Here is a 13,164-nt window from a genome sequence, read left to right as displayed (position 1 = left end):
CTCACTACACTCCTTCAGCATCCGGCCGCATATCGGCCAGAGCCAGTCTCAACGCCCGCCGCCCGCGCGACAGCAGGCTTTCCAGGGCTTCGACGCTGACCTCCATCAGGGCCGCAGCCTCGATATTGGTCAGTTCCTGATAATGGCACAGCACGATGGCCTCGCGCTGACGCTCGGGCAATCGGGCCAGGGCCGCATCGACGCGACGTCCGACGTCCGCGGCCAGAAGACCGCGATCCGGGGCCGCGCCCTCGTCCGGACGTTCCGGCGGCATGTCCGTCGCGATCTCGCGGCGGCGGCGCAGCCGGTCGTAACAGAGGTTCAGACCGACCCGGTGCAGCCAGGTGTCGAACTTCGCCTTGCCGGGCTGCCAGCGCGGCGCCTGCTTCCAGGCGCGCAGCAGGGCCTCCTGGGCCACGTCCTCGGCCTCGACCGCATCGCCCAGCATGCGCTGGGCCAGCGCCAGCATGCGCGGCAGCTTCCTCGCGACCATGGCCTGGATCGCCGCGGAGTCTCCCTGACCCACACGGCGCACCAGATCCTCGTCGGGGTCGGCGATCAGCGCCAATCCGGCCTCTTCCGTTCGTTACCGAAAGGGCTGAGCGGCGCATGACCGTCGTCCCCGACATCTTCCTTACTCCGAAGCGGGCGCCTTGGGCGACGCCTGCTCCGCCTGATACGCCGCGCGGCGTTCGCGATGTTGCTGACGCATCGCTTCCCGGCCGGCCCGGCGCTCCTCAGTCGTGACGTAGCCATCGCTGTCGGCGTCGAGGCGAGCGAAGGCCTGTTCCGTGCGGGTCTGGACGTCGGCGATCACGATCGGACCGCGGGCCTCCATGCGGTCGCCGCGATGGCCCCGGCCGGCGTAGCCGCGATGCGCGCGCGCCGGACGCGGACCGCGATCGGCGCGGGCCTCACGCGGGGCGTCGAACTCTTCACGGCTGATGGCGCCGTCGTCATTGGCGTCGAGACGGTCGAAGCGGGCCTCGACGCGCTGGGCGCGACGGGCCTGGCCGACGGCCTGCAGCTCCTCACGGGTGACCGAGCCGTCGCGGTTCGCGTCGGCGGCGGTCAGGCGTTCAATACGGCCGCCGACGAACTCGGCCTGGCTGATGCGGCCGTCGCCGTCCGCGTCGGCGCGCATGGCGCGGGTCGGCTGCTGTGCGTCGGGTTGCTGGGCGTTGGCGGCGCCGGCGGCGACGGTCAGCGCAAGGGCGGTTATTCCGCCGAGCAGGAAAGTCCTGTTCATGTCGATGATCTCCACGGCCGTTCGGCCAGTCGTCCCTGTCCGGAGATCAAACGCCCTGCGCGTCATACTCCGTCGCGGACCGGCGGGAGGGCCGTCTCGAAGGCGACGCGGGCGGCCTTGCGAACCTCGGCGAGGCGGGCCTGCAAGGCCTCGAAATCGGGGCTTCCGGCCACCTCGGCGAGGCGTTTGCGGAAGCCTTCGGGTTCGGCGGCCGGGTCGATGCGATCCTCGAAGGCGGCGGCCAGCACCTGATTCAGCGCCTGCTGAAGCGCCCATGATTCCGCGAGCGCCGGATCGCCGGACAGGGCGCCGAGGGTCGAAACCGTGAGTTCGCCGCCCTCCACGGCGGCGGCCAGTTGGCGGATCTGGGCGACGAACTCGGCGTCGACCTGACCGCCCGGGGTCAGTTTGAGATCCCAATAGCCCCGGCCCGGTCGTTCGCGGGCCATCAGGTCACGCATGCGCCGGGCGTCCTCCAGCACCTCGGCGTTCGGACGCGGCCGACGCAGGATGGCGTCCAGCGCCGTCGTGACGCGCGCGCCGAAGGCGGGATCGTCGGTCCAGACCACGCGGGCGCGGGTCAGGGCCATGAACTCCCAGGTGTCCGCCTCCTCGGCGTAGTACTCCTCGACCGCTGAGAGCCGCAGGGAGACGGGTCCCTTGGCCCCCGTGGGGCGCAGCCGCATGTCGACCTCGTACAGACCGCCCTCGGCCGTATGGGCGGACAGGGCGGCGATCAGGCGCTGGGTGAAGCGGGGATAGAAGACCCCGGCCGGCCAACCCTTCATGTCCGACGCAGCGTCTGCGGGCGCGTCATAGACGGTCATCAGGTCCAGATCGGAACTGGCCGTCATCTCGCGCGAACCGGCCTTGCCGAGCGCCACGACGGCGACCGCGCCGCCCGGGAAGGCACCGCCCTGGCGGACCGTCTCGGCCATGGCGGCGGGGGCGAGGGCGGCGAGGCAGGCGTCGGCCAGCATGGCATAGCCCCGGCCGGCGGCCTCGGCGTCGGCGCGGCCCGTGATGACCTGCACGCCGATGCGGAACATCTGCTCGCGGTGGACGCGGCGGACGACGTTCATGGCCGTCTCGAAGTCCGGCGCAGCGGCGGCGTCGGCCTGCATCTGGGCGATGACGCCGCTGTCCTCGTCGATGTAGCGGGCGAAACGGGCGTCCAGCATGCTGTCCAGCGCCGCCGGATAGCGGCCCAGGGTGCGCGCAAGACGGGGCGCGAAAGCCATGACGCCGACGACGAGGTCGAACAGCTTCGGCTGGGCCAGGAACAGCGACTGGACCTGGACCCCGCCGCTGAGGGCCGAAAAGAAGACGGCGAAGCGCCGAAAGGCGGCATCGGCCGCGCCGGTGTCGGCCATGGCGGTCAGCAGGCGCGGCGCCAGGCGCGTGAACAACTCGCGCCCCCGGGCGGTGCGGGTCGCCGGAATGCGGCCATGGTGCCAGCTGCGGATGGTGTCAGCGACCATGGACGGGTCGGTGAAGCCCATCCGCCCGAGCGTGATCAGGGTCTCCGGGTCGTTCTCGACGCCGGTGAAGACCAGGGAGCCATAGGGCGACGACAGCTGCTCCTCGCCCTCGAACAGCTCGCCGTAGCGGGTGTTGACCCCCACCAGCAGGGCCTCGACGCGGGCGTCGAAGACGGCGAGAGCGCCCTCGCCCGCTAACGCCGCGACGGCCAATCGACGGGCCGGGTCGAGCGGCAGGCTGTGGGTCTGCTCGTCGTCCAGCATCTGGACGCGGTGCTCCAGTCCGCGGAGCTCGGCGTAGGCGGCGGTCAGTTCGGCGCAGACCTCGGGACTAACGTGGCCGGCGTCTCGCAGGGCGGCGAGGGCGTCGACCGTCCGCCGCTCGCGGAGGGCCGGGTCGCGCCCGCCGAGGATCAACTGCTGGGTCTGGGCGAAGAACTCGATCTCGCGGATGCCGCCGCGACCGAGCTTGAGGTTGGCGCCGGCGGCCTCCAGCCCCTCGCCCGTCTTGTGGACGTGGATCTGCCGTTTGATCGACTGGATGTCGAGGATGGCGGGGTAGTCGAGCGTGCGCCGCCAGATGAAGGGCCGGAGCGCCTTCAGGAAGGCCTCGCCCTCGGCCTCGTCGCCCAACATCGCGCGGGCCTTGATGAAGGCGGCGCGCTCCCAGTTCTGACCGACACCCTCGTAGTAGGTCAGGGCGAAGGGGACGGCGACGACCGACGGGGTCGAGGACGGGTCGGGCCGCAGACGCAGGTCGACGCGGAAGACGTAGCCCTCGCCCGTCCGCTCCTGCATCAGGCTGGAGAAGGCGTGGGCGAGCCGGTCGACGAAGCGTTGCGCCTCGACGCCGTCGGCGAGGGCTGAGGCGAGGACCTCGGGCTCCCAGAACAGGCTGATGTCGATGTCGGACGAGTAGTTGAGCTCGTCCGCGCCGTGCTTGCCCATGGCCAGGCCGAACAGGCCGGGGACAGGGCCGCGCGGGTCGTCTTCAGGGGAGACCAGCTTGCCGCGCGTGCGCTGGTCATGGGCCACCGCGCGCAGGGCGGCGCGGCTGGAGGCGTCGGCGAAACGGCTGAGAGCCCCGGTGACGGCGTCCAGATCCCAGATGCCGCCGAGATCGGCCAGGGCGGTCAGCAGATGCAATTCGCCCTTCAGCCGTCGAAGCGGCGACCGCAGGTCCTCGGCGCCGCCGGTCAGGCCTTCGGTGCGGGCGAGGATGTCGGCGAGGCGGGCCTCCGGCGCGTCAGCGAGGATCGCCTGCAACCGGTCGGGCCAACGTCTGGCCAGGCCGAACAGATAGGGCGAGGCGGCGAAGACCGGGGCCAGGGCGGGCCAGGCTGCGTCCAGCGCCGCAGACCAGCCGCCTTCGGCCGCCGCCTCGGCCAGGCGCTCGTGCGCCCGCCCGGCGGCGTCGACGTCGACCACCGGGCCGCAGGGAGCGAGCCGGGACGCGAGCGGGCTGGTCATCCCGCCGCCGGCAGGACCAGGGCCACGCGCAGGCCCGGCCCGAAACCGCCGTACTCGCCGGGGCCTTCATCCAGAATGATGCGGCCGCCGTGCGCCTCCATGACCGCGCCGACCAGCGACAGGCCGAGGCCCGAGCCGGCCTCGGTGCGGCTGTTGTCGAGGCGGACGAAGCGCTGGATGACGCGCTCGCGGTCGCCCTCGGGCACGCCGGGGCCGGTGTCGGTGACCGAGAACTCGATTTCGCCCGACGAGCGGCGGCGGGCGCGCAGCATCACCGCGCCGCCGACCGGCGTATACTTGATGGCGTTGTCGATGATGTTGGCCAGGGCCTGGGCCAGGAAGGGCTGGTTGGCCTCGATCATCAGGCCGCGCTCGATCTCGGCCGAGAACTCCAGTCCCTTGTCCTCGCTGGCGGGCTCGTAGAGCTCGGCCATGTCGGCGGCGAGGTCGGCGGCGTCGAACAGGGCGGGGTCAGGGGTGCGGCCCGAACCGGCGGCGGCCTGCAGGCGGGCGATGGCCAGCACGGTGTTGAAGGTCTTGAGCAGGTCGTCGGCCTCGGACAGGGCCAGCTCCAGCGCTTCGGTGCCGTCGATCTTGCCGGCCTCGGCGTCGATCAGGGCGACCTCCAGCTTGGCCCGCATGCGGGTCAGCGGCGAGCGCAGGTCGTGGGCGATGGCGTCGCCGGCGTGCCGGATCGAGGCCATCGAGCCCTCCAGCCGGTCCAGCATGGTGTTGAGCCCCTGCCCCAGCTCGTCCAGTTCGTCACCGGAGTTGCGGACCGGGGCGCGGGCCTTGAGGTCGCCGTCCTGAACCGCCGTGACGACCTTGTTGAGACGGCCCATCGAGCGTTCGAGGTTGCGGCTGACCAACAGGCCGCCGGCGAGGCCGAGCAGAAGCACGATGCCCATGGCGGCCCACAGCGCCTGGGTCAGTCGGGCCAGATAGGCCTCGGTGTCGCCCATGGACTGGCCGACGAACAGCATGTCGCCGCCGCCCAGACGCACCTGCACGCCGCGCACCTGCGGGCGGGTGATACGGCCCTCGGCGTCGGTGTCGGTGAAGGGGAAGGTGACCCACTGCTCGGCGCCCTGCAGCTCCTCGATCGGCGAGATGCTGAGACTGCCGGTGATGCGGTTGCCCTCAGGGTCCATCAGCAGATAGACGAAGGAGCCGCCCGCCAGCGAGCGGTCGATCAGGGCGCGGTTCAGCGCGTTGAAGCCCCGCTCCTTGTAGATGCCGGTGAGGGTCTTCAGTTCGCTGCGGACGTCGGTCTCGGCCTTCGCCCGCGCCTCGGCGGCCGAGGCGACATAGACATAGCCGAGGATGGCGCTGGCCGCCGCGGCGAACAGGGCCAGGAACAACAGCGTCAGCCGGAACGGCGTGCGCCTGAGAAGCGAGGGCAGGCGCATCGGCAAGCGTTATGCCTCCAGCCTGTACCCCGCCCCGCGCACGGTCTGCAGCATGGCCTTGTCGAAGCCCTTGTCGATCTTGGCGCGCAGGCGGCTGATGTGGACGTCGATGACGTTGGTCTGTGGGTCGAAATGATATTCCCAGACCTTCTCCAGCAGCATGGTGCGGGTCACCGACTGGCCGGCGTGGCGCATCAGGAACTCGAGCAGCTGGAACTCGCGCGGCTGGAGGTCGATCTCCTGGCCGGCGCGGTGAACGGTGCGGGCGATGAGGTTCATCTCCAGATCACCGACCTTGAGCATGGTGGCGACCGAGCCGGTCTCGCGGCGGCGCGACAGGGCCTCGACGCGGGCGATCAGTTCGGAGAAGGCGTACGGCTTGACCAGATAGTCGTCGGCGCCGGCCTTGAGGCCCGCGACGCGGTCATCGACCTCGCCCAGGGCCGACAGGAACAGGACCGGGGTCTGGTCGCCGTCCTTGCGCAGGGTCTCGACCATGCCGATGCCGTCCAGACGGGGCATCATGCGATCGACGACATAGACGTCGTAACCACCCTTCTGGGCTTCGAGCAGGCCGAAGGCGCCGTCGACGGCGTGCGTGGTGTCGTGCCCGGCCTCGGAGAGGCCCCGGACCATGGCGGTCGCAGCTTCGGCGTCGTCCTCGACTACCAGAATGCGCATGAAGGCCCCTCCTAAAACGAGAATCGCCGCCGATGTTAGCGCATCGGCGGCGATCAAGTCAGTTACGCGTTGTTCAGACTGGAATCAGTCGCCTTCGGCGAACCGCAGGACTACGGGGGCCGCGCCCTGGCTGGTCCAGACGAACAGCAGGACGCCCGGACGACCGGCCCGCTTCACTTCGGCGACGGCATTGCGCAGATCGGCGGCCGAGGCCACCGGCCGGTTGTTGGCGCGGGTGATGACGAAACCGGCCTCCAGGCCCAGGCGGGCGGCCGGAGTGCGCGGCGTCACGCTGGTGATGATCACGCCCTCGACGGTTTCCGGCACGTCGAAGCGCGAGCGCAGGGCCGGGGTCAGCGGCGCGACGCTGACGCCCTCGACCGGCTCGCCCTGGGCGGCCGGCGGCGTTCCCGGAGCGGCAGGCGCCCCGCCCTGATCGTCGCCTTCACGCAGTTCGGCTTCCGAAGGACGCGTGCCCGAGCGCACGTTCAGGGTCTGGCGGCGGCCGTCGCGAAGGATGTCGAGGCGGATGGTGTCGCCCGGGCTGACCGCGCCGACCATGCGGGTGATCTCGGTGCTGTCGGAGACGGGGCGGCCGTTGACGCCGACGACCATGTCGCCGACCTGGAGGCCGGCGCGGGCGGCCGGACCGCCGGGGGTCACGCTCTCGACATTGGCGCCCTTGAAGTCGCGCGGCAGGCCGAGGGCCTCCCAGGCTTCGGGGCTGAGCGAACGCAGGCCGGCGCCGATGTAGCCGCGCTGGATCGCCTCGCCGCGCATCAGGCGGTCGGTGATCGGTTTGGCGACCGAGGCCGGGATGGCGAAGCCGATGCCGACGGAGTTGCCGGTCGGCGAGAAGATCGCCGAGTTCACGCCGATGACGCGGCCGTAGATGTCGAAGGTCGGGCCGCCCGAGTTGCCCCGGTTGATGGCGGCGTCGATCTGCAGGTAGTCGACATAGGCGCTGTCGATGCCGCGGCCCTGGGCCGAGACGATGCCGGCGGTGGCGGTGCCGCCGAGGCCGAACGGGTTGCCGACCGCGATGACCCAGTCGCCGACGCGGGGCTGGGCGGTCTCCTCGAAGGTGACGAACGGGAAGTTGTCGCCCTCGACCTTGATCACGGCCAGGTCGGTGTTCTCGTCGCGGCCGACCACGCGGGCGGTCAGTTCGCGCTCGTCGGCGAGACGGACGGTGATCTCCGTCGCGTCGGCGACGACGTGGTTGTTGGTGACGATGTAGCCGTCGGCCGAGATGAAGAAGCCCGAACCGGCGCCGAGGGCGGTCGCGCCCTCGTCATCGGGAGCGGCCTCTTCCTCGGGCGGGACGAGGCCGGGCGGCAGGCCGGGGATCTGGATGCCGCGCTGCGCGGGCACGCGGGTTTTGACGTCGATCTGGACGACAGCCGGCGCGACCTGCTGGAAGATGTCGGCGAAGCTGAGCGGCGCACCCTGCGGCGGGGCGAAGGCCAGACCGTTCCCGCCCGCATTGGGGGCGAGGCGGCCGCTGACGCCCGCGACAGGACCCGCGTTCGCCGACGGCCAGTCGATGACGCCGCCCGCGGTGGCGGCTGCGGCGAAGGCCAGGCCGGCGACGGCCCCGAGCATGAATTCCTTGCGCTTCATCATAGGCGGTCTTGCGATCCTGTTGTCGGGCGTCAGCCGCGCCCGTTACGACGATGATATAGGGCGGCGGCCGTCTTCACCAACGCCCATGGAGCGATGATGGGTCCGTCGCGGCGTCAGTCGTCGGACGGCTTTGCGTCAGGATCGCGGCGAAGCTGGTCGGCCGCGAGAATATCGGCGAGCCGGCGTTCTTCCTCATCCGAAAGAGGGGCTGTTTCGGGTTTGCGACGGCGTGCGAGGAAGGCGAAGCCGGCCACGGTGGCGAGCAGGGCCGCCAAAGGTCCGAACCACAACAGCCAGGTGCCGAGGCGCAGCGGCGGCTTGAACAGGACGAAGTCGCCGTAGCGGCGGACCAGGTCCTCGCGGATCTCGGCGTCGGAGCGGCCGGCGACGATCTCCTCGCGCACCAGACGGCGCATGTCGTGGGCCACGCCCGCGGGGCTGTCGGCGATCGCCTCGTGCTGGCAGACGACGCAGCGGATGTCGTCGAACAGGCGCTGGGCGCGGGCCTCCTGGGCGGTGTCGGGCAGCGGACGGTCCGGCGGCGGAACCGGTTCGGCGGCGACCAGGCCGACGGCTGCGACGGCGATCAGGAGAACGCGCTTCATGCCTTCTTCCTCGCGCCGACGCCCAGACGGAGGCGACGGTCCATCAGCGACAGCACGCCGCCGAGAGCCATGATGGCCGGGCCGAGAAAGATGAGCCGCGCCCAGGGATTCCACCAGACGCGGACGCTCCAGGCGGGCGCGCCGGCCTCGGTCCTCGTACGCTCCCCGAGCACGACATAGACGTCGTCCAGGCCGCGGAAATCGAGGCCGACCTCCGTCGTGGTCTGACCGCCGGCGGGGAAGAAACGACGTTCGGCGGTCACTTCGCGCGGACGCGCGCCCGATGCGCTGATGGTGACGCGGCCCTGTTCGGCCAGGTAGTTGGGGCCTTCGACGATACGGACGTCATCCAGACGGACTGTCCAGGGCCCGGCCTCGATCGACTGGCCGACAGCGATCGGGCGAGCCGCCTCGACGCGGTAGCCTGTCTCGACCACAGCCCCCAGGACGAAGACCCCGAGCCCGGCGTGGGCCAGCGTCATGCCCCACGCGCCCAGCGGCAAGCCCTTGGCGCGGCGCAGGGTCTCGCCCAACGGCGCGCGGAACAGGCGGGTGCGATCTGCGGTCTCGGCGAGGGCGCCGAGGATCAGCCAGGCCCCGAGACCTATACCGGCGGCGGACAGCGCCTTGCGCGGCTCGAACAGACCCCAGCCGATCAGGGCGAGGACGATGGCGAGGCCGGCGGCGACGGCCAGACGTTGGCCGACGCCCTTCAGGTCGCCACGCTTCCACGCCAGCAGGGGTCCGGCGGGCAGGATGATGAAGGCGACGGCCATCAGCGGGATGAAGGTCAGGGCGAAATAAGGCGGTCCGACCGAGATGGTCGCCCCCGACGCCGCCTCGAGGATCAGTGGATAGAGGGTGCCCAGCAGCACCGTCGCGGCGGCGGCGGTCAGGAACAGGTTGTTCAGAACCAGCGCGCCCTCGCGGCTGACCGGGGCGAACATGCCGCCGCCCTTCAGCTGCGGCGCACGCCAGGCGAACAGGGCGAAGGCCAGGCCCGCGGTGACGCCCAGGATGGCCAGCAGCATCGTGCCGCGCTCGGGATCGACGGCGAAGGCGTGGACGCTGGTCAGGACGCCCGAACGCACCAGGAAGGCGCCGAGCATGGAAAAGGTGAAGGCCAGCAAGGCCAGGAAGGTGGTCCAGCCGGCGAGCGCGCCGCGCCGTTCGGTGACGACGGCGGAGTGCAGCAGGGCCGCGCCCGCCAGCCAGGGCAGGAAGCTGGCGTTCTCGACCGGGTCCCAGAACCACCAGCCGCCCCAGCCCAGCTCATAGTAGGCCCAGAAGGCGCCGAGGGTGATGCCGACGGTCAGGAAGGCCCAGCTGGCGAGCGCCCACGGGCGGACCCAGCGGCCCCATGCCGGCCAGAAGGCGGCGTTGGCGCGTCCCTCGATCAGGGCTGCGACGGCCAGCGAGAAACAGACCGAGAAGCCGACGTAGCCGAGGTAGAGCAGAGGCGGATGGAAGGCGAGCGCGGGGTCCTGCAGCAGGGGGTTCAGCGACGCGCCCTGGAAGGGAGCCGGGTCCAGCCGTGCGAACGGGTTCGAGGTGAAGACGGCGAAGGCGAGGAACAGGGCCCCGAGGATGCCTTGGGTCGCCACCGCCGAGGTCTTCAGACCGAAGGGCAGATCCCGGGCCCGCGCCAGGGCGGCGCCGAAGCCGGTCATGACCAGGCACCACAGCACCAGCGAGCCCTCGTGGCTGCCCCAGGCCGCCGCGACCTTGTAGAGCATCGGCTTGTCGGTGTGGCTGTTGGCCGCGACGTTGGCGACCGAGAAGTCCGAGACCGCGAAGGCGTAGATCAGGGCCCCGAAGGCGACCACGACCGCCCCGGCGGCGCCGATGGCGGCGCCGTTGGCGGCTCCCGCCAGCACCGGGCTGCGACGGATGCGGCCGGCGACCGCCATGGCCGCCTGCAACGCCGACAGCGTCAGGGCGAGGATGAGGGCGAAGGCGCCCAGTTCAACGATCACGTGGCAGGACCCTCGACGGGACGCCACTCGCCCTTGGCCTTCAGGCTCTCGGCGACTTCGCGCGGCATGTAGTTTTCGTCGTGCTTGGCCAGCACCTGGGTGGCGCGGAACGAGCGGTCCGGCTGGAAGCTCCCCTGTGCGACGATCCCCTGCCCTTCCCGGAACAGGTCGGGCAGGTCGCCGCGGTAGACGACACGCGTGCTGGCGGCGTTGTCGGTGACCGAGAAGGCCACGTCGCCGGTTGTGGGGTCTCGGACCACGCTGCCGTTCTCGACCAGGCCGCCGAGACGGACCACGCGGCCTGCGGGGGCTTTTTCAGGTGTCGCTTCGGACGGCGAGAAGAAGAAGGTCACGCTGTCGCGCATGGCGAACAGGGACAGGCCGACGGCCAACGCCAGCACCGGGGCGACGGCGACGACGATCCAGAGGCGGCGGCGCGCCTTGGGCGATTTGGGCAGCCAGCTCACGACGCGCCTCCGGGCAGGCGGCGCTCGAGATCGGCGCGGCGGGGATCGGCGGGGTCGAGCGCTGCGATCAACGGCAGCCACATGGCGCGCACCTGGGCCGTGTCGCCCCGCGCCAGGGCGGCCTCGCCGAGGAAGTAGCGGGCGCCGAGTTGATCAGGGTCCCGGCGCAGGGCCTCGGTGAAGGCGGCTTCGGCGTCGGCGCCGACCGCGCCGTTCGAGGCGCGGACGAGGCTCTCGCCCAGCCGGGCCCAGCTCTGGGCGTCGTCGGGCTGCAGAACGAGGGCGCGACGGAAGGCGGAGGCGGCGCCGATGGCGTCCCCGGCCTCGAAGCGGGCGGCGCCCAGCATGGTCAGGGCGCGGTAGTTGTCGGGCTGTTCTTCAACCACACGGGCGATGACGGCGGCGGCCTGGATCGGCTGCAGCGGCTCATCGCCGGTCGACCAGGCGTCGACGCGACGTTCGAAGCCCTGATCCTCGAAGCCGGGCGCGCCGAAGGCGGCGTAGAGGCCCAGCGCGCCGAAGCCGGCGACGGCCAGGCCGCCCAGCACCCAGAAGCGGTCCTTCGATCCGGCACGAACCGGCGCGGCATGGCGCTCCGAGGTCAGGATGCGGCGGCCGGCCTCGGCGCGCGCGGCGGCCCAGCCGGCCTCGTCCAGCAGGCCGCGGGCCTTCAGCCGGTCCAGCTCGGCCAGTTCAGCGGCGGCGGTCGCGGTCTCGAGAGCCTCGCCGGCGTCGGCGCCGCGACGGGCGCCGGCGAGCACCAGCAGCCCGGCGAGAGCCGCCAGCAAGGCCGTCATGATCCAGAAGATTGTCATCGCCGCGCGATGTAGCCGATCAGGCCGCCCGCGACGAGGCCCCGTCCGCTGCCGCAGGCCCTCCGGCGACTGCGGCGCGGCGACGCACGGTGCGGGCGGCGTCGCGGGCGTCGAGCAGTTCGAGATAGCGCGCCGCGACCGAAACCAGCTTCAGGGCGTGGTCCTCATCGTCGACCTCGCCGTCGTTGATCATCACCAGCACCTGGTCGGCGTACTCGGACAGGCGCTCGGTCAGCCCGTCGACCAGGGTCTTGCGTTCGGCCTCGCAACCGAAAGTGCCGCTCATGCCGCGCGCCGCGCCGACCAGCTGAAGCAGGCTGAAGGCCGCCTCGGCCAGCTCGCCGCGGGCCGGAGCCGACATCAGGGGGGCCTTGCGGCTCATGCGGCCGGCGGTCTGGACGCGGGTCAGCGGCAGCGCCTTGTCGACCGCCTTGTCGGCGGCGCGCAGCAGGCCGGACAGCCAGGCCGCGACGCTGACGCGGGCGTCGCGCACGGACTTGCCCCAGTGGGAGTTGGGATCGAGCGTCAGGGTGACGTCCAGCTCGGCCAGGACGCTGCAGCACCAGTCGAGATCGGCGACGACGGCCTGCACCCCGCCCGGTTCCGCGCCCGGCTTGTAGGCGGCCAGACGGGCGGCGCGTTCGTCCACCCCCGCCAGCAGGCGGTCGACGAAGTCCGCCAGCTCGGAGGCGCTGAGGAAGCCTTCACGCTCGGCGACGCCGGATGTGCGGGTGATGATGCGCAGCACCAGGACGGCGTCCTGCAGATGCGCGAACAACATCTCAAGTACGCGGCGGGCGCCGTCGGAGTGGATGGCGGCGCAGTCCTTCACCAGCAGGCGCAGCTCGGCCAGCTGATCGCCGTCGGGGCGTTTCAGCCAGATCTCGATCGACGGAAGGCCGCTGCGGGCGAGGTGGGCGAGGTCCAGACAGGCGGCGAGATCCGACAGACCCTGCTCCCGCTGACCAGGGGCCAGATCGGGCGGCCAGACCACTTCCGGGCGATCCCGGACGGCCGCGGCGGCGGCGTGGCAGATGCGATTGGCGACGGCCACCACGTCAGGCCCGTCCTTGTCGAGACGGGGCAGCAGATGCGGCTCGCGCTCGATGGCGGCCTTCCACAGACGCGCCAGCACGGGGGCCGGGAAGGTCAGGGCCGCAATGCCGTCCGTCCGGGGCCGGAACATCGGCACGACAGGGGCCAGCACCATGGCGCGGCGGGCGCGGTCGCGCATCTCGTCGGCCAGGATCATGCGCAGTTCGGCGGCCCGTCCGCCCGGCATCGAGGCGATCGTCGTCGCCACCGTCCTGACGACAGTCTCGGAGCATCGCCCGAGAAGGGCGGCGAGCGCGGCGCGATGGGCGACGGACAGGCCCGCCATGAAG

11 protein-coding genes are annotated in these 13,164 nt (G+C 71.6%); all 11 read right to left on the bottom strand.

Annotated features, from left to right (window positions below; all coding sequences use genetic code 11):
- Window positions 1-4: 4 nt before the first annotated feature.
- Window positions 5-568 carry an RNA polymerase sigma factor gene (locus GGR12_RS04925; RefSeq protein ID WP_183203250.1) on the bottom strand — a complete coding sequence of 188 codons (564 nt, stop codon included), beginning with the start codon at window positions 566-568 and terminating at the stop codon, window positions 5-7.
- Between the two features lie 66 nt (window positions 569-634).
- Complete coding sequence (locus GGR12_RS04920; protein WP_221212200.1) at window positions 635-1,249, bottom strand: EF-hand domain-containing protein; 615 nt, start codon at window positions 1,247-1,249, stop codon at window positions 635-637.
- A 62-nt stretch (window positions 1,250-1,311) separates the two neighbouring features.
- Entirely contained in the window at window positions 1,312-4,200 is a 2,889-nt protein-coding gene (locus GGR12_RS04915) for a bifunctional [glutamine synthetase] adenylyltransferase/[glutamine synthetase]-adenylyl-L-tyrosine phosphorylase (RefSeq protein ID WP_183203249.1), read from the bottom strand.
- Window positions 4,197-5,609, bottom strand: coding sequence for a sensor histidine kinase (locus GGR12_RS04910; RefSeq protein WP_183203248.1), 1,413 nt, complete (start codon window positions 5,607-5,609; stop codon window positions 4,197-4,199). The genes GGR12_RS04915 and GGR12_RS04910 overlap by 4 nt, the downstream gene beginning before the upstream one ends.
- A 9-nt stretch (window positions 5,610-5,618) precedes the next feature.
- Window positions 5,619-6,290, bottom strand: coding sequence for a response regulator transcription factor (locus tag GGR12_RS04905; RefSeq protein ID WP_183203247.1), 672 nt, complete (start codon window positions 6,288-6,290; stop codon window positions 5,619-5,621).
- Window positions 6,291-6,374: 84 nt separating this feature from the next.
- Window positions 6,375-7,916 (bottom strand): trypsin-like peptidase domain-containing protein, encoded by a 1,542-nt coding sequence (locus tag GGR12_RS04900; protein WP_183203246.1) that lies wholly within the window; start codon window positions 7,914-7,916, stop codon window positions 6,375-6,377.
- 113 nt (window positions 7,917-8,029) lie between these two features.
- Complete coding sequence (locus GGR12_RS04895; RefSeq protein WP_183203245.1) at window positions 8,030-8,521, bottom strand: cytochrome c-type biogenesis protein; 492 nt, start codon at window positions 8,519-8,521, stop codon at window positions 8,030-8,032.
- Window positions 8,518-10,497, bottom strand: a complete 1,980-nt coding sequence (locus GGR12_RS04890) for a heme lyase CcmF/NrfE family subunit (protein WP_183203244.1) — start codon at window positions 10,495-10,497, stop codon at window positions 8,518-8,520. The genes GGR12_RS04895 and GGR12_RS04890 overlap by 4 nt, the downstream gene beginning before the upstream one ends.
- Window positions 10,494-10,964: a cytochrome c maturation protein CcmE gene (gene ccmE / locus GGR12_RS04885; protein WP_183203243.1), complete on the bottom strand. Its 471-nt coding sequence runs from the start codon at window positions 10,962-10,964 to the stop codon at window positions 10,494-10,496. The genes GGR12_RS04890 and ccmE overlap by 4 nt, the downstream gene beginning before the upstream one ends.
- Window positions 10,961-11,779 (bottom strand): c-type cytochrome biogenesis protein CcmI, encoded by an 819-nt coding sequence (gene ccmI, locus GGR12_RS04880; RefSeq protein ID WP_183203242.1) that lies wholly within the window; start codon window positions 11,777-11,779, stop codon window positions 10,961-10,963. Before ccmI ends, ccmE begins: the two co-directional genes overlap by 4 nt.
- Window positions 11,780-11,798: 19 nt before the next feature.
- Window positions 11,799-13,160, bottom strand: a complete 1,362-nt coding sequence (locus GGR12_RS04875; protein WP_183203241.1) for a hypothetical protein — start codon at window positions 13,158-13,160, stop codon at window positions 11,799-11,801.
- Window positions 13,161-13,164 lie beyond the last annotated feature (4 nt).

This window comes from Brevundimonas lenta, from assembly GCF_014196335.1.
Lineage (GTDB): Bacteria > Pseudomonadota > Alphaproteobacteria > Caulobacterales > Caulobacteraceae > Brevundimonas > Brevundimonas lenta.
The sequence above is the reverse complement of the archived record's forward strand: the minus strand, read 5'-3'. Positions and strand labels throughout refer to the sequence as shown.

What these genes read in the sequence shown, in the direction of transcription:
- GGR12_RS04900 (WP_183203246.1), bottom strand. Translation starts at nt 7,916, where the DNA reads ATGATGAAGCGCAAGGAATTCATGCTCGGGGCCGTCGCCGGCCTGGCC.
- GGR12_RS04920 (WP_221212200.1), bottom strand. Translation starts at nt 1,249, where the DNA reads ATGAACAGGACTTTCCTGCTCGGCGGAATAACCGCCCTTGCGCTGACC.
- GGR12_RS04910 (WP_183203248.1), bottom strand. Translation starts at nt 5,609, where the DNA reads ATGCGCCTGCCCTCGCTTCTCAGGCGCACGCCGTTCCGGCTGACGCTG.
- GGR12_RS04905 (WP_183203247.1), bottom strand. Translation starts at nt 6,290, where the DNA reads ATGCGCATTCTGGTAGTCGAGGACGACGCCGAAGCTGCGACCGCCATG.
- ccmI (WP_183203242.1), bottom strand. Translation starts at nt 11,779, where the DNA reads ATGACAATCTTCTGGATCATGACGGCCTTGCTGGCGGCTCTCGCCGGG.
- GGR12_RS04915 (WP_183203249.1), bottom strand. Translation starts at nt 4,200, where the DNA reads ATGACCAGCCCGCTCGCGTCCCGGCTCGCTCCCTGCGGCCCGGTGGTC.
- GGR12_RS04895 (WP_183203245.1), bottom strand. Translation starts at nt 8,521, where the DNA reads ATGAAGCGCGTTCTCCTGATCGCCGTCGCAGCCGTCGGCCTGGTCGCC.
- GGR12_RS04875 (WP_183203241.1), bottom strand. Translation starts at nt 13,160, where the DNA reads ATGGCGGGCCTGTCCGTCGCCCATCGCGCCGCGCTCGCCGCCCTTCTC.